Here is a 15,056-nt window from a genome sequence, read left to right as displayed (position 1 = left end):
CCGTGGGGCGAGCCCGAGTGGCGCGACCGCGGGGTCAGCATGTCGTCCCCGGCGAACATCCGTACCGACTTGCGGCGACCTTGCAGGAACCCGTCCGCTCTTCGTGCGTTCGCCTGCGCCACGTCGCGCCGGACACCTACCGTTGACCTCGAGGCCGGTCTCGGGCACCGCGACGACGCATGCGGGGGGCCTCTGCCTTGTCGCCCGTCCCCCGGGACCCCTCGGAGGTCGTCCCACCCGTTCGACGACGGGTGGGACGGCCTCGGAGGCAGCCGGTCCTGGTGCTCATCGCCCGGGTCTCAGGTACGCCGCCCGCACCCAGCGCATCTCGAGTGCCCAGGCGTGCTCCCCGCCGCCGCGGGCGAACGCCACCAGGCCCTCCCAGACCTCACCCTGCGTGGTGTCGACCCGGCGCCACTCGAGCAGGATCGCGGGCATCGCCGGCCGGCCGGGCCCGGTGGAGCCGCGGTGGTCCCAGTGCACCCAGCAGGGGCGGGGCTCTGCCAGCTCCTGACGCCTGACCCCACCGTGCACCCGCCCAGGTTAGAACACCTGTTCGATCGTCGGCAGGGCCCCGGGCGAGGCGGTCGTCAGCGCAGGACGTCGCTCCGCCAGGCCGCCACGACCTGGTCGGTCCGCCAGCGCGATCCGGCGGGCACGCGGACGACGACCGCCGTCCCGCGGCCGAGCCGCTCCGCGCTGCGGGACGACGTCCCCTCCCCGGCGACCTTCCACCGGGCGGCGCGGGCGCCGGTCGCGAACCAGTAGCGCAGCGTCGCACCCGTCCGGGCGCTGCGACAGTCGACGTCCAGGCCGCGGCCCTCGGTGGCCGCCAGGCGGCACGCGCCGGGGGAGCGCGAGGAGGTGGTCATGCCGGGGCGCTCGACGCGGCGGTCGACGGGCACCCGGTACGACGCCACCCGGACACCGCGGCCGGCCGAGGTGGTCCCGTCGGCGGTCGTGGCGGTGAGCCGCATCCGGTAGTCGCCGCGCTCGACGACGCCACCCTCACCCCGGCCGTCCCAGGTCCAGTCGTGGACCTCGCCGGGGGCGGGGCGCCCCAGTCCGACCTGGCGCACGACGCGACCGTCGGGGTCCAGGACCCTCCCGACGACGGACGCCGGGACCGCGACGGAGTACCGCATGCGCGCGACGTCCCGGACGCCGTCGCGCACCCGGGGCAGGAACACGGCCGGGGGAGCCGACTCGATCCGCAGCGGGGCCTCGGCGGTGGCGGCGGCGACCCGGAAGCGGACCGAGTCCACGGGCCCGCTCGGGTCGGACAGGACGGCGCGGTAGGACCCGGTCGCGGTGGCCGGCCTGAGCCTGACCTCCTCGCGCATCGACTCGCCCTCGCCGAGCACGAACCGGCGGGTGACCTCGTAGTCGTCGGGGCCCCTGACCGCGAGCCGGTAGACGAAGTCCTCGGTGGTGCTGAAGCCGGCGACCGTCAGGGGGCCCGTCCAGCCGGCCTCGACGGTGCCGGGCGAACCCTCCACGAACCCCACGGCGGGGCCGCGCTCGGACCCTGACCCGGCCGACGCGGGACCACTCGTCCCCCCGGCGAGCAGGACCAGACCGGTGACCATCACGAACGCCCTGCGGACCCCAGAACCCATTACCACGACCCCGCCCTCGTCGTCCCCGGAATGACGGGACAAGTAAAGCGGGGCCGGGGCCGGGTGGGAAGGGAGTGAACGGGTGTTGTGGACGGGGCGTGTCAGCGCACGACGCGCAGCGCCACCGTGCGGGTGCTGCCGAGGTCACCGGTGCGGGCCGCGAGCTGCATCGTGTAGCGACCGGCGGCGACGACGCGGCCCTGCGTGTCCTTGCCCGTCCAGACCCAGCGCATCGTCTCGCCGGCGACGTGGTCGCCGAAGGTGCGCCGCAGGATCGTCCGGCCCGTGGCGTCGACGATCCGGCCGCTGACGCCGGCGGCGGCGTCCACCCCGAAGGTGGTGACCGAGCGGCGCTCCGCGCTGCCCCCGGCGGGGCTGATCGAGCGGCTGTCGGCCCGTAGACCGACGATCCGCGGGGCGCCGACCCGGATGTCGGCGTACGCGAGCACCTCGTCCGAGCCGACCAGGGTCAGCTCGGCGCGGTAGGCCCCGTCCTGCGCGAGGGCGGGGACGGCGACCTCGCGGCGGAAGGAGTTCTCCTCGGCCGGGACGACGAGCTCGTCGGTGACGGCGACACCGGGGCCGGCCAGGGTCACCCGGTAGGTCTGCTCCCCGCCGGAGAAGTTGCGCCACGACACGGTGAGCGGGCCCTGCCAGCCGGCCTCGACCGCCGACGGGACGTCGACGAAGCCCCACTGCTGGTCGTCGGAGGCCGCCTGCGCCGAGCCGGCGCCGAGATTGAGCGCCGCGCCGAGGGCGACGAGCAGGGCGAGGACGACGACGGGCACTCGGACGACGATGCTGGTGGCGTTCATGGTGGGGCCTTCCGCTGGGGGTGTCACCAGGTTAGGAAGCACCAGACCCCCGGGGTCACCGGCGCGGACGCAAGAGTTCCTCCACGTGGGACAAGACAATCTCTGCGTTCCCTCGATCGTCTGCGCGCGTGTCGCCGACGTGCTAGGACGGGGGAAGTTCGTGCCCGGGCCTTGAAATGTCGTCGTTCTTCGGCAAGGTGGAGCGTGCACGACGAGGACGGCCACCACGCCGCCCCCGAGTAAGACCCGCGGTCGCACCAGACCGGTCCGGACCTGAAGGGGGCGATCCCGATCGCACCGGCAACCGTTCATCCCGCCCTGCCCGCCTCACCCGCCGCCGACCTCGCGCCCGACGAGCCGCTGGCCACGGCCGGGGACCCGCTCGAGGTGGCCCGCGCCCACGTGATGGCCACGGCCCTGGCGCCCGACGACGGGGGGCGGGTCGGTCTCGAGCTCGAGATGCACCTCGTCGACCTCGCCGCCCCGCACCGGCGTCCCGCCTGGGAGGAGGTGCAGGCCCTGGTCGCCACGCTGCCGGCGATGCCCCGTGGCAGCAGCGTGACGCTCGAGCCCGGGGGACAGGTCGAGCTGTCGTCGCCCCCCGGGGCGGACGTCGCGAGCGCGGTCGCCGACCTCGGGGCGGAGGTCGGCGCCCTCCGCGGAGCCCTGGCCGAGGCCGGGTACGGCGCCGCCGCGCTCGGCACCGACCCCGCCCGCCCCGTCGCCCGGGTCAACCCCAGCGGCCGGTACGACGCGATGGAGGCCCACTTCGACGCGCTCGGCTGCGCGGGAGCGGGCCGCTCGATGATGGCCGCGACGGCCGCGCTGCAGGTCAACCTGGACGCCGGACCGCCGTCCGGCTGGGACGACCGGCTCGCCCTCGCGCGCAGCCTGGTGCCCGTCCTGGTGGCCCTGTCGTCGACCTCGCCGTACCTCGCGGGCCGGACCTCGGGCTGGCACTCGATGCGCCAGGGCACCTGGCAGGGCATCGACCAGGGGCGCTGCGCCCCGGTGAGCGCCGGCGAGCCCCGGGCGGCCTGGGCGTTCTACGCGATCGGCGCGCCGGTGATGCTCGTGCGCGACGCCGCCGCCGTGACGGCCGGTGTCCGTCCGGTCACCGACCGGGTGCCGTTCGCGGCCTGGCTGCGGGGGCTCGTGACCCAGGGACCGTTCGTCCGTCCACCCACCCGCGCCGACCTCGACTACCACCTGACGACGCTGTTCCCGCCCGTGAGGCCCCGGGGGTACGTCGAGATGCGCTGCCTCGACGCCGCCCCCGACGCCTGGTGGCCGGCGCTCGCGGCCCTGGCCGCCACCCTGATGGACCACCCCGGGGCCGCCGCCCGCGCGGCCGAGGCCTGCGAGCCGGTGGCCGACGCCTGGGTGGGCGCGGCCCGTGACGGGCTCGCCGACCCCGAGGTGGGACGCGCCGCCCGCGTCTGCACGGCGCTGGGCGCCACCCACGGCCCGGCCGCCCTGGCCGACGAGCTGGCGGCACTCGCGGAGCTGACCGCCGACGGCCGCACGATCGCGGACGACGTACGACGACGAGCCGAGGGGCCCGCGGGCCCGCTCCGGCTCCTGGAGGAGGAGGCACGTGGCTGACCGCACGACGGAGCGCACCGCCCTGCACGAGGAGGCCGCACGCGGCCTCGCCGACGCCCGCCGTCGCACCGAGCGGCTGACCGACCTCGACGTCGCCGAGCTCACGGCCCAGCACAGCCCGCTGATGAGCCCGCTGGTCTGGGACCTCGCCCACATCGGCCAGCAGGAGGACCTCTGGCTGCTGCGCGGGGGGAACCCGCTGGCCCAGGGACGCCTGTCCGCCGACGTCGAGCGGCTCTACGACGCCTTCGAGCACCCCCGCGCCACCCGGGTGCACCTGCCGCTGCTCGGTGCCGACGAGGCCCGCGGCTACCTGGCCGACGTCCGCGGCCGGGTCCTCGACGGGCTCGACGCGACCCCCACCACCGACGGTTCGGAGCTCTTCGCCTTCTCGATGGTCGCCCAGCACGAGCAGCAGCACGTCGAGACGATGACCGCCACCCACCAGCTGCGCCGCGGCGAGCCGCTGCTGGGCCACGGCGCCCCGCTGCCCGCCGGGCGTGCGCTGCCCGACGACGACTCCGTGCTCGTCGGAGCGGGGGAGTTCGTCCTGGGCGTCGACGGCACCGACGAGCCGTGGTCCCTCGACAACGAGCGGCCGGCCCACGTCGTCGACGTCCCCGCCTTCCGGATCGGCCGCGTCCCCGTCACCAACGCGGCGTGGCGGCGCTTCGTCGACGCCGGCGGGTACGACGAGCCGCGCTGGTGGTCGTCGCGCGGCTGGGAGCACCGTGTCGCCGCCGGCCTCGAGCGCCCGCTGTTCTGGGACGCCGACGGCTCACGGCGCCGGTTCGGGATCGTCGAGGAGGTCCCGGACGACGAGCCCGTCCAGCACGTCTGCTTCTTCGAGGCCGAGGCGTACGCCGCCTGGGCCGGCGCGCGGCTGCCCACCGAGGTCGAGTGGGAGAAGGCCTGCGTGTGGGACCCGGCCCTTGACGAGGGCCGCGGCGGACGCCGCCGCTGGCCCTGGGGGTCGGCCGATCCGAGCGCCTCGCTGGCGAACCTCGGCGGCGACGCCCTCCGGCCCGCGCCGGCCGGCGCGTACCCGGCGGGCGCGTCGGCGTACGGGGCGGAGCAGATGATCGGCGACGTCTGGGAGTGGACGTCGTCCGGCTTCGAGCCGTGGCCGGGCTTCACGCCGATGCTGTACGCCGACTACTCGGCGCCGTTCTTCGGCGGCGACTACCGGGTCATGCGCGGCGGGTCGTGGGCTGTCGGTGCGCCGTCGCTGCGGCCCTCGTTCCGGAACTGGGACCACCCGGTCCGGCGTCAGGTCTTCTGCGGCCTGCGCCTCGCGTGGGACGCCTGAGGAGGCCCCGATGTGCCGTCATCTCGCGTGGCTCGGGGAGCCGCGCACCGTCGCCTCGCTCGTGCTCGAACCGCCGCACGGGCTGCTGACGCAGTCCTACGCCCCGCGGCGGCAGTCGCACGGGCTCATGAACGCCGACGGGTGGGGGGTGGGCCTGCACCACCCCGAGGCGCCGCCGGGCGCCCCGCCCGTGCGCTGGCGCTCCTCCCGACCGCTGTGGGGCGACGCGTCCTTCCACTCGGTCGCGCCCGTCCTGTGGGCCGGGTCGGTCCTGGCCGCGGTGCGCTCGGCGACGCCGGGCATGCCCGCCGACGAGACCGCCGCCGCACCGTTCACGGACGGCACCTGGCTGGTCTCGCACAACGGCCGCGTGGACCGGTCCGTCCTGCCCGCGGCCGCCGCGGTGGCCGCCGAGTCGACCTGCGACTCCGCCGTCCTCGCCGCCCACCTGCTGGACCGCGGGGTCGACGACCTCGGCACGACCGTGACCGAGGTGGCCGCGGCCGATCCCACCGCGCGGCTGAGCCTCCTGCTGGGCGACGGCACCCGGGTCCTCGCCGTGACCTGGGGCGACCCGCTGTCCTACCTGCACACCGAGGCGGGGGTCGTCGTGGCGAGCGAGCCCTACGACGACGACCTGCGCTGGGTCGACGTCGCCGACCGCCACCTCGTCGTCGCCACCCGCGACGGCGTCCAGGTCACGCCCCTCGGGGCACGCCACCGGGCGGCCTCGTGAGCGCCGTGGAGCCCGTCGTCCACCTCGACCCGGCGTCGTTGGCCGGCCAGATGGCCGACGACGTGCGCCGGGGCCTGACCGCGTCGCCGAAGTGGCTGCTGCCGAAGTACCTGTACGACGCCCGCGGCAGCGAGCTGTTCGACGAGATCACCCGGCTGCCCGAGTACTACCCGACACGGGCGGAGCGCTCGATCCTGCTCGAGCAGGCCGACGCGATCGCCGCCGCGTCCGGCGCCCGCACGCTCGTCGAGCTCGGCAGCGGCACGTCGGAGAAGACCCGGCTGCTGCTCGACGCCCTCGCCCGGGCCGGCACCCTCGAGCGCTTCGTCCCGTTCGACGTCGACCCGGCCGTGCTCGCGGACGCCGCGGAGGCCGTCTCCGCCGAGCACCCCGGCGTCGAGGTCGCCCCGGTCGTCGGGGACTTCGAGCAGCACCTGCGGCTGCTGCCGCGCCACCCGGCCCGCCTCGTGGCGTTCCTCGGCTCGACCATCGGCAACCTCGAGCCCCCGCACCGTGCCCGGTTCCTCGCCGACGTCCGCGCCACGATGGGGCCGGACGACTCCCTGCTGCTGGGCACGGACCTGGTGAAGGACGTCGGCCGCCTCGAGGCGGCGTACGACGACGCGGCCGGGGTCACGGCGGCCTTCGGCCTCAACGTGCTCGGTGTGCTCAACCGGGAGCTGGACGCCGACTTCGACCCGGCCGGGTTCCGCCACCGCGCGCTCTGGTCGCCGACCGACGAGTGGGTCGAGCTCGCCCTGGTCTCGCAGCGCGACCAGGTCGTGCGACTGGGGGCGCTGGACCTCGAGGTCTCCTTCGCGGCGGGGGAGGCGGTGCGGACCGAGGTGTCCACCAAGTTCCGTCGCGAGCGGGTCGTGGCCGAGCTCGCCGACGCGGGGCTGCGGGTCACCGAGTGGTGGACCGACCCGGACGGCGACTTCGCGCTCAGCCTGGCGGTCCCGACCTGAGGAGCAACCGAGTGCTTGCTCCTGGCCGGCGCGGACGCTAACGTGCAAGTCATGACTTTCACCTCAGACGACGACCTGGACGCCCTGGACCGCATCGAGCGCAGCATCGACGTGGACGCGAGCCCGGACCGGGTCTGGGCCCTGGTCTCGGTGCCGGGCTGGTGGATCACCGAGGGCGACCTCGTCCCGAACGAGGTCGTCGACGAGGGGGACGGCGTCCACCGGGTCACGCACCCGACGTACGGGTCGTTCCGGATCGCCCGCGTCGAGGCACGCCCGCCGTCGTACGTGGCGTTCCGCTGGCTCGGCGGCGGCGCCGGCGAGACCGAGGAGGGGCCCGACACCCTGGTCGAGCTCTTTGTCGACGAGCGCCCCGGCGGCGTCACCCTGCGCGTCGTGGAGAGCGGCTTCACCCGCGGTGACGGCGACCGTCGCCGCTGGCTGGGCCACCGCGAGGAGAACGTCACGGGCTGGCGCGAGGTCCTGGACGCCGCCCGCCGCCGTCTGGCGTCGGCGTGACCGGGGCCGCCCGGGTCTGCGCGGCCCTCGGGGACGAGACCCGCTGGCGCATCCTGGAGCTGCTCGGCGTCGCGCCCGCGTCGGCGTGACCGGGGCCGCCCGGGTCTGCGCGGCCCTCGGGGACGAGACCCGCTGGCGCATCCTGGAGCTGCTCGGCGTCGCGCCCGCGTCGGCGTCGGGCCTGGCGGACCGGCTGCCGATCAGCCGGCAGGGCGTCACCCAGCACCTGGAGGTGCTGCGCGACGTCGGTCTCGTCACCTCGCGACGCGACGGGCGCCAGGTCCTCTACACCGTGCTGGGCGCCGAGCTCGCCGCCCTGGGTCGGCGCCTGGAGGAGGCCGGGACCGCGTGGGACCGCAGCCTCGCCGCCCTCAAGCGGGCCGCCGAGGCTCCGTCGGAGGCCGGGCACCGCGACGGCTGAGCACGCTCAGGTGGCGACGACGCCGGCGACCCACACGGTGGCGGCGAGGAGGCACGCCGTGAGCTCGATGAGGATGCTCAGCCCCACCGCCTTCAGGGCGTGCACCGTCGACGGCCAGGCGTCCCGACGTCCGAGGCGCTGGTGCTCGGCGCCGTAGACCCCGGCGACGAAGCCGACGAAGATGCCGACGACCGGGATGACGAAGAAGCCGACGACGCCGGCCAGCGCGGCGATCCACAGGGTCCGGTTGGGGACCCCCGCGGCCTGGAGCCGCCGTCCCGGCAGCAGGTACTGCAGCACCGTCCCGAGGCCGAGGATCGCCAGCGCCGTCACGAGGACGGCCCAGCCGACGGGCTCGGAGACGCTGAACGCCCACACGGCGACGGCCCCGGCGACGAGCAGGGCACCCGGCAGCACCGGGACCACGGTGCCGACGATGCCGACCAGGACGGCGACCGCGACGAGGACCTCGAGCAACGACATGGCACGAGCCTCTCAGGGGTTCCTCGGGGACGACGACGGCCCCGGACCAGGAGGTCCGGGGCCGTCGTGCAGATCGGGGCGGGGCTCAGCCGTTCGACTCTCCGGCGGCGGTGGGCTCCAGCTTGTGGGTCTCGTCCGTGACGGCCGCGGCGACCTCACGGAGCTTGTCGCCGTGCTCGCGAGCGTGGTGGGCGCAGAACAGCAGCTCGCCGCCACTCTGCAGCTCGACACGGAGGTAGGCCTGGGCGCCGCAGCGGTCGCAGCGGTCGCTTGCCGTCAAGGCGGAGCCGGGGGCAACGGCAGTGGTCACGATCGGCCTCTCTTCCTGTGTGGACTGTCGGATACCTAAAGTACCCGTCGACGCTAAATGTTCCCCGGCTTTCCGCCGTTCACACCGTGACGACTTCGTCACGGCGACCCGACGGCGCCACGCGCCCGGTCCGGCGGGGCCCGGCGGGGCGTGGCGGGGCGGCGACGTCGGCGGCCTTGAGTAGATTCGGCGTGTCGCCCGGCCCGGCGACGACCCCCGACCCAGGCCGAACCAGGAGCGCACCATCTCCGACAACACCTACAACGCCGCGCACCTCCTCGTCCTCGAGGGACTGGAGGCCGTGCGCAAGCGCCCCGGCATGTACATCGGGTCCACCGACACCCGGGGCCTGATGCACTGCCTGTGGGAGATCATCGACAACGGTGTCGACGAGGCCCTGCAGGGCGTCGCCGACCGCATCGAGGTGACGCTCCACACGGACGGCTCGGCGGAGGTCCACGACAACGGGCGCGGCATCCCCGTCGACATCGAGCCCCGCACCGGCCTCCCGGGCGTCGAGGTGATCTTCACCAAGCTCCACGCCGGCGGGAAGTTCGGCGGGGGCTCGTACAACGCCTCGGGCGGCCTGCACGGCGTCGGCGCCTCCGTGGTCAACGCCCTGTCCTCGCGGCTCGACGTCGACGTCGAGCGCTCGCCGGCGGTGCGCGGCATGTCCTTCCGCCGCGGCGTGCCCGGCACGTACGACGGCGACGAGCCCACCGCGGCGTTCACCGCGGTCTCGGGGCTGACCCGCAAGGGGGCCCGCACGAAGAAGGGCGTCACCGGCACGCGGATCCGGTTCTGGCCGGACCGCCAGGTGTTCACCAAGGACGCGGCGTTCACCTACGACGAGCTGGTCACCCGGGCGCGCCAGACGTCGTTCATCGTGCCCGGCCTGGAGATCCTGGTCACCGACCTGCGGGGCGACGAGCCCCGCACCGAGAGCTTCCGCCACGACGGCGGCATCTCGGAGTTCTGCGACTTCCTCGCCCCCGACGAGCCCGTGACGGAGGTCCTGCGCCTCACCGGCGAGGACCGCTTCACCGAGACCGTGCCGCTCCTCGACGCGAAGGGCCACATGACCTCCACCGAGGTGGAGCGCGACCTGATGGTCGACGTCGCGCTGCGGTGGGGGACCGGCTACGACACCGAGCTGCGCTCGTTCGTCAACGTGATCGCCACCCCGAAGGGCGGCACCCACGTCAGCGGCTTCGAGCAGGCGCTGACCAAGACGGTCAACGAGGCGCTGCGGACCTCGAAGACGCTGAAGACGGCGGAGCCCGACGTGGTCAAGGACGACGTCCTGGAGGGCATGACCGCCGTCGTGACGGTGCGTCTCGCCGAGCCGCAGTTCGAAGGGCAGACCAAGGAGGTGCTCGGCACCCCCGACGCCCGCAAGATCGTGCGCTCCGTCGTCGCCGAGGAGCTGAAGGCGTTCCTGACCTCGACGAAGCGCGGTGACAAGGCCGTCGCGAAGACGGTGCTCGAGAAGGTCGCGAACGCCTCGCGCACCCGGATCGCCGCCCGGACCCACCGGGAGACCCAGCGCCGCAAGAACGCGCTGGAGTCCTCGGCGCTGCCCGCCAAGCTGGCCGACTGCCGGGCCACCGACGCCGAGCGCAGCGAGCTGTTCATCGTGGAGGGCGACTCCGCGCTCGGCACGGCCAAGCTGGCGCGCGACTCCGAGTTCCAGGCGCTGCTCCCGATCCGCGGCAAGATCCTGAACGTCCAGAAGGCGACGATCGCGGACGTGCTGAAGAACGCCGAGTGCGCCTCGATCATCCAGGTGGTCGGCGCGGGCTCGGGCCGCACCTTCGACCTCGATGCGTGCCGCTACGGCCGCATCATCTTCATGGCGGACGCCGACTCCGACGGCGCCCACATCCGCTGCCTGCTGGCGACCCTGTTCTTCTCGCAGATGCCGGAGCTGATCCGGTCCGGCCGGGTCTTCACCGCCGTCCCGCCCCTGCACCGCATCGAGCTCACGAACCCCCGCAAGGGGATGGAGAAGGTCGTCTACACCTACTCCGACGGCGAGCTGCAGCGGAAGCTCGCGGACCTCCAGCGCCGCAACCTGCGCTGGAAGGACCCGGTGCAGCGCTACAAGGGCCTCGGCGAGATGGACGCCGACCAGCTGGCGGAGACCACCATGGACCCGCGCCGCCGCACCCTGCGCCGCATCACCGCGGACGACGCCGAGGACGCCACCAAGTGGTTCTCGCTGCTGATGGGGTCCGACGTCGCGCCCCGCAAGGAGTTCATCACCACCTCCGGCGGCCAGCTCACCGAGGACGAGCTGGACTTCTGAGGCACCCCGGACGGGGCTCGCTCAGCCCAGACGACTCAGAGCTGGATGCGGACCAGCGTCACCGAGTGGGCCGGGACGCCGACCTTGACCTGGCCGCGGCTGCGTCCGAGGCGCCCGCTGACCTGGCCGATGCCGCCCTTCTTGCTGACGAACCAGCGCTTGTACGACACCGAGCGCGGGCTCTGCGGCCGGCCGCGGGAGTTGCGGAGGTCCAGCGTCTTGGCCGCGTAGCCGTTGGCGCGGTCGTTCACGATCCACAGGCTGACGACCCGGCCGCGCCGGAAGGCCCGGGTGGTGACCCGCTTGTCGTTGGTGTTGGCGCCGTCGAAGTCCGTGGTGCGCAGCAGTTGCGCCTTGAAGGTGCTGGCGAACAGGGAGTTGGTGATGCGCGCCTTGTTCTTCCGCGGTCCGCTGTCGTCCGTCCCCTCGGGGATGTGCGCCCAGATCGAGAAGCCGCGGTAGCCCGCGTCGAGCTGGTCGAACACCGAGCGCAGGGACTGCGCCACGCCGTCGAACGGCCAGGGCGTGCTCTCCCAGTGCATCTCCGTGTTGTACGGCGTGAGGCCGCGCTTGCGGGCCAGCGCGGCGAACCTGCCGGCGACCGCGCGCTCGCGGAGCCGGCGCTTCGGGTGGCTGTGGGAGGTGGCGTAGGTGAGGTGGCGCAGCACGCCGGCGTCCGCGTTCTCGAGCCAGCGCAGGTCGGGCTTGTTGGCGTCGTTCATCATCAGCTGCGGCATCGGCGTGGTGACCTGGGCGCGCAGCGCCTGGGCGGCGGCGAGGAACCGGGGCGGGTTCAGCTGGCCCTCGTTGTTGTGCGGCTCGTTGTCGAGGCCGAGGACGTCGATCTTCACGCCACGGGTCTGCATGTAGTCGACGTAGTCGGCGGCGATGGCGCCGTACCGGGCGGGGATGACCTTGCCGCCGTGCCGCTCGCCGACCTTCATCCACGGGTGGAAGTCGGGGCAGGTGGTGGGGTTCCTCGGGTCCACCGGGTTGGCCATCGCCCGGTAGTTGCCGGGCTTGGGGTCGCAGTCGGTGACCGTGTCGCGGCTCGCCCACACCCGGACCGACGGGTCGACGGCCTGGATGCGCTGGATCGCGCGGATCGTCGGGCGGTACCAGCTCCAGTCGATCGTCGGCCGCCCGTTGGGCTGCTCCGGGTTGTCGACGAGGCCGCGACGGTCGGCGCGGAAGCTCACCCGGATCCACGAGAACCGGCCGCCGCCGAAGGTGCGCTCGACGATGTTCTTGCGGTTCGTCGCGAACGCCTGGGCCCGCGACCGGCACTTCGGCTTGTTGAACCGGCACTTCTGCTTCAGGTCGATGCCCCAGCCGTCGATCGGCCCGAAGCGTGGCTTGGTGAGGTCGACGCGGATGGACTCGGACGCCTTCGGTGCCTTCGTCCCGGCCTCGGCCGGGGCGGTCGCCCCACCGCCGACGAGCATCGCCGAGACCATCGCGAGGAGCAGCAGGGCCAGGACCGCGCGTCGGGGAACGGCGGCGGACTGGGGTGGAGGCATGGAGGAGGGCTCCCCGAGAGGGTTCGCGGACGGCGGACGGGTGCAGCGTAGGTGGTGCGACCAGATGTCGAGCCACTATTCGTACAACGGTTCCGCATCACCGCCTCCGAGGCGCGCCGCCGCCGCGGCGTTCCCTGAGGGTCGCGCCGGGATCAGCAGACCTGGTCCAGCAGGCCCGTGTCGACGTCGTAGAGGAACCCACCGACCCGGACGGCGTCCGGCACCAGCGGGTGCGAGCGGACGGCGGCGACGTCGGCGCGCAGGGCGGCCTGCTGGTCGCGGACGACGCCGAACGACTGCCAGGAGGCGTCCACACCGGCGGACTCGCCGACGCGGCGCCGCAGCTCGTCCTCGCTGGCGCTCGCGACGGCGCAGCGGGTGTGGGGGACCACCATCACCCGGTCGACGTTCAGCAGGTGCACCCCGAGGACGAGCGCCTCGAGCGCCTGCGGCGTGACCCGGCCGCCGGGGTTGCGGAAGATCTTGGCGTCGCCGGGCTCCAGCCCGACCATGCCGAGCGGCTCGATGCGGGAGTCCATGCAGGTCACCAGGGCCACGCCGGCCCTGGCGATGCCGTCGAAGCCGCCGAGGTCGAAGCGGGACGCGAAGTCCGCGTTGGCCGCGAGGAGGTCGTCGAAGTCACCCATGGCGGCAGGGTAGGACAGTCACCCGGTGCCCGCCCGCAGGGCGTCGCCGGGCAAGACGTCCCGGGTCGCCGCGCCGCGGAGCAGCACCAGGGCGAGCAGGCCGGCGAGCAGGGCGCAGACCGCGGCGCCGAGGAACACGGTCTGCTCCTGGGCGATGCCCGCCTCCTTCAGCGCCTCGACGTACGCCGGGCAGGAGCCGCCGGCGCCGCAGACCTCCGCCAGCGGGGGGATCGCCTCCCGCTCGGCGTAGAAGCGGCGCAGGCCGATCGTGGTGAGCGCCGAGATCCCGACGAGCATGCCGATCATCCGGGCCACGACCACCAGGGCGCTGGCCACGCCGTGGACGGCGGGGTCGGTGGCGGCGAGGACCGCGGCGCTGACCGGCGCCAGCGCGAGTCCGAAGCCGAGCCCGCCGATCAGCAGGGGGACGGTGGCGGTGGCCTGCTCCAGGCTGTCCAGGCCCCACGTGCTCATCCAGGCGAAACCGGTCGCGGCCAGCAGCATCCCGCCCGCGGTGACGACCCCGGCCGGCGCGAGCCGCAGCAGCCACCCACCCAGCACAGCTCCCACGGGCAGCGCGACGAGGAAGCGGACGAGCACCAGCGCGGCCATGAGCTGGGAGTCGGGGTAGACGGTGGTCCGGGCGAACAGCGGGATGTCGATGAGGGCCGCGATGAGGGCCGCGCCGACGAGGAAGCTGACGACCATCGCCCCCCAGGCCGGCCGCGCCCGCAGGGCCGCCCGCGGCAGGAGCGGGGAGTCGGCCCGTCGCAGGTGGACCACGAGGGCGACGAGGGCGACCAGCGAGCCACCGACGTAGAAGGGGGCACGGTCGGAGACGACCTGCACCTCGGGGTCGGCGGTGGCGAAGGCGAGGATCACGCCGGCCAGCACCGCGGCCAGCAGCAGCGAGCCGACGAGGTCCGCCTCGCGCATGCTGCGCCCCCAGCCCCGCACGTCGACGAGGGGACGGCGGGCGAGGCTCCAGCGGAGGAGGGTGAGCAGCGCCAGGACGACGGCCGCGACGCCGACGGGGGAGAGCCAGCGGCCGTCGGGGACGAACGGGATCCAGAACTGGCCCCAGAACAGGTCGCGCAGCAGCGGCGCGGGCCGCAGGAAGACCAGGGCAGCCACCGCGAGCGTCGTCAGGGCGGCGAGCAGGCCGAGGACGTCGAAGCGGCCGGCCGGACCGGCGGGGGTGCCTGTCGGGCCCCCGCGTCCCGCCAGGGCGCGGATGGCCACGGCGAGCACGAGCCCGACGAGGAGGTTCAGCGCGAAGATCGCCCGCCAGTCGGCGACCGCCAGGACGAGGGCGCCCACCAGGGGACCGAGGACGGCCCCGAGCTCCTGGACGGCGGACACGACACCGAGCGGGACACCCCGCCGGCGCGGGGGGTAGAGGTCCGCGACGAGGGCCAGGGTGGCGGGCACCAGCCCGCCGCCGCCGACACCCTGCAGGAACCGGCCGACGACCATGCTCGGCAGGTCGTAGGCGAGGGCCGTGACGAGCGAGCCGAGCGCGAAGACCACCAGGGACGCCACCAGCACGGGGACCCGGCCCCGCAGGTCGGCGATGCGCCCGATCAGGGGCAGCACGGCGACGTAGCCCAGCAGGAACCCGGACACGATCGGCGCCGCCCGCTGGAGCTCCTCGACGGAGATCCCGGCGCTGGCCATCATGTCCGGCAGCGCGAGCACCACGACGTAGGTGTCGGCCGCCGCGAAGGCGACCGCCACCGCGGCCAGGGCGAGCAGCGTGCGCGCCCCACGGGTGACGGTCATGCGAGGGGGCCGGG

General features: G+C 74.4%; 15 protein-coding genes. 7 read left to right on the top strand and 8 right to left on the bottom strand.

Going from position 1 to position 15,056, the window contains the following annotated elements:
• Positions 1–285: 285 nt before the first annotated feature.
• From Q0858_RS14355 to Q0858_RS14345, 3 genes are all read right to left on the bottom strand, one after another.
• Positions 286–534 carry a hypothetical protein gene (locus Q0858_RS14355; RefSeq protein WP_299055645.1) on the bottom strand — a complete coding sequence of 83 codons (249 nt, stop codon included), beginning with the start codon at positions 532–534 and terminating at the stop codon, positions 286–288.
• Positions 535–590: 56 nt separating this feature from the next.
• The gene (locus Q0858_RS14350) at positions 591–1,589 is read right to left on the bottom strand and encodes a FlgD immunoglobulin-like domain containing protein (RefSeq protein WP_299055642.1); all 999 of its coding nucleotides are present in this window, start codon (positions 1,587–1,589) and stop codon (positions 591–593) included.
• A 131-nt stretch (positions 1,590–1,720) separates the two neighbouring features.
• The gene (locus Q0858_RS14345) at positions 1,721–2,434 is read right to left on the bottom strand and encodes a FlgD immunoglobulin-like domain containing protein (RefSeq protein WP_299055639.1); all 714 of its coding nucleotides are present in this window, start codon (positions 2,432–2,434) and stop codon (positions 1,721–1,723) included.
• A 387-nt stretch (positions 2,435–2,821) separates the two neighbouring features.
• Here Q0858_RS14345 and egtA point away from each other — a divergent pair, with 387 nt between their 5' ends.
• The 6 genes from egtA to Q0858_RS14315 all read left to right on the top strand — a co-directional run bounded on the left by egtA (position 2,822) and on the right by Q0858_RS14315 (position 7,992).
• Entirely contained in the window at positions 2,822–4,039 is a 1,218-nt protein-coding gene (gene egtA, locus Q0858_RS14340) for an ergothioneine biosynthesis glutamate--cysteine ligase EgtA (RefSeq protein ID WP_299055636.1), read from the top strand.
• Positions 4,032–5,348, top strand: coding sequence for an ergothioneine biosynthesis protein EgtB (gene egtB / locus Q0858_RS14335; RefSeq protein ID WP_299055633.1), 1,317 nt, complete (start codon positions 4,032–4,034; stop codon positions 5,346–5,348). The genes egtA and egtB overlap by 8 nt, the downstream gene beginning before the upstream one ends.
• 10 nt (positions 5,349–5,358) lie before the next feature.
• Positions 5,359–6,084: an ergothioneine biosynthesis protein EgtC gene (gene egtC, locus Q0858_RS14330; RefSeq protein WP_299055630.1), complete on the top strand. Its 726-nt coding sequence runs from the start codon at positions 5,359–5,361 to the stop codon at positions 6,082–6,084.
• A complete protein-coding gene (gene egtD / locus Q0858_RS14325; RefSeq protein WP_299055628.1) occupies positions 6,081–7,052 on the top strand; it encodes an L-histidine N(alpha)-methyltransferase in 972 nt (323 codons plus the stop codon). Before egtC ends, egtD begins: the two co-directional genes overlap by 4 nt.
• Positions 7,053–7,103: 51 nt before the next feature.
• Positions 7,104–7,571 (top strand): ATPase, encoded by a 468-nt coding sequence (locus Q0858_RS14320; protein WP_299055626.1) that lies wholly within the window; start codon positions 7,104–7,106, stop codon positions 7,569–7,571.
• Positions 7,572–7,656: 85 nt separating this feature from the next.
• The gene (locus Q0858_RS14315) at positions 7,657–7,992 is read left to right on the top strand and encodes a metalloregulator ArsR/SmtB family transcription factor (protein WP_299055624.1); all 336 of its coding nucleotides are present in this window, start codon (positions 7,657–7,659) and stop codon (positions 7,990–7,992) included.
• Positions 7,993–7,998: 6 nt separating this feature from the next.
• On the opposite strand, the gene Q0858_RS14310 is transcribed toward Q0858_RS14315, so the two are convergent.
• Positions 7,999–8,475 carry a DUF456 domain-containing protein gene (locus tag Q0858_RS14310; RefSeq protein WP_299055622.1) on the bottom strand — a complete coding sequence of 159 codons (477 nt, stop codon included), beginning with the start codon at positions 8,473–8,475 and terminating at the stop codon, positions 7,999–8,001.
• A gap of 85 nt (positions 8,476–8,560) precedes the next feature.
• Complete coding sequence (locus tag Q0858_RS14305) at positions 8,561–8,785, bottom strand: hypothetical protein (RefSeq protein ID WP_299055621.1); 225 nt, start codon at positions 8,783–8,785, stop codon at positions 8,561–8,563.
• A gap of 244 nt (positions 8,786–9,029) precedes the next feature.
• On the opposite strand from Q0858_RS14305, the gene Q0858_RS14300 reads away from it, so the two are divergent.
• On the top strand, positions 9,030–11,093 hold the full coding sequence (locus Q0858_RS14300; protein WP_299055745.1) for a DNA topoisomerase IV subunit B: 2,064 nt from the start codon (positions 9,030–9,032) through the stop codon (positions 11,091–11,093).
• A 35-nt stretch (positions 11,094–11,128) separates the two neighbouring features.
• On the opposite strand, the gene Q0858_RS14295 is transcribed toward Q0858_RS14300, so the two are convergent.
• The 3 genes from Q0858_RS14295 to Q0858_RS14285 form a co-directional block, all read right to left on the bottom strand.
• Complete coding sequence (locus Q0858_RS14295) at positions 11,129–12,613, bottom strand: hypothetical protein (RefSeq protein WP_299055619.1); 1,485 nt, start codon at positions 12,611–12,613, stop codon at positions 11,129–11,131.
• Positions 12,614–12,765: 152 nt separating this feature from the next.
• Positions 12,766–13,260: a carbonic anhydrase gene (locus tag Q0858_RS14290; protein ID WP_299055617.1), complete on the bottom strand. Its 495-nt coding sequence runs from the start codon at positions 13,258–13,260 to the stop codon at positions 12,766–12,768.
• Positions 13,261–13,278: 18 nt separating this feature from the next.
• Positions 13,279–15,042 carry an MFS transporter gene (locus Q0858_RS14285; protein ID WP_299055614.1) on the bottom strand — a complete coding sequence of 588 codons (1,764 nt, stop codon included), beginning with the start codon at positions 15,040–15,042 and terminating at the stop codon, positions 13,279–13,281.
• Positions 15,043–15,056 lie beyond the last annotated feature (14 nt).

Origin of the sequence: uncultured Nocardioides sp., assembly GCF_947489365.1 — a bacterium.
Classification (GTDB): domain Bacteria; phylum Actinomycetota; class Actinomycetes; order Propionibacteriales; family Nocardioidaceae; genus Nocardioides.
Note: the sequence above shows the minus strand (reverse complement) of the source record. Positions and strands in the feature narration are given on the sequence as shown.

What these genes read in the sequence shown, in the direction of transcription:
- Q0858_RS14350 (WP_299055642.1), bottom strand. Translation starts at nt 1,589, where the DNA reads ATGGTCACCGGTCTGGTCCTGCTCGCCGGGGGGACGAGTGGTCCCGCG.
- Q0858_RS14345 (WP_299055639.1), bottom strand. Translation starts at nt 2,434, where the DNA reads ATGAACGCCACCAGCATCGTCGTCCGAGTGCCCGTCGTCGTCCTCGCC.
- egtC (WP_299055630.1), top strand. Translation starts at nt 5,359, where the DNA reads ATGTGCCGTCATCTCGCGTGGCTCGGGGAGCCGCGCACCGTCGCCTCG.
- Q0858_RS14320 (WP_299055626.1), top strand. Translation starts at nt 7,104, where the DNA reads ATGACTTTCACCTCAGACGACGACCTGGACGCCCTGGACCGCATCGAG.
- Q0858_RS14310 (WP_299055622.1), bottom strand. Translation starts at nt 8,475, where the DNA reads ATGTCGTTGCTCGAGGTCCTCGTCGCGGTCGCCGTCCTGGTCGGCATC.
- Q0858_RS14295 (WP_299055619.1), bottom strand. Translation starts at nt 12,613, where the DNA reads ATGCCTCCACCCCAGTCCGCCGCCGTTCCCCGACGCGCGGTCCTGGCC.
- Q0858_RS14290 (WP_299055617.1), bottom strand. Translation starts at nt 13,260, where the DNA reads ATGGGTGACTTCGACGACCTCCTCGCGGCCAACGCGGACTTCGCGTCC.
- Q0858_RS14285 (WP_299055614.1), bottom strand. Translation starts at nt 15,042, where the DNA reads ATGACCGTCACCCGTGGGGCGCGCACGCTGCTCGCCCTGGCCGCGGTG.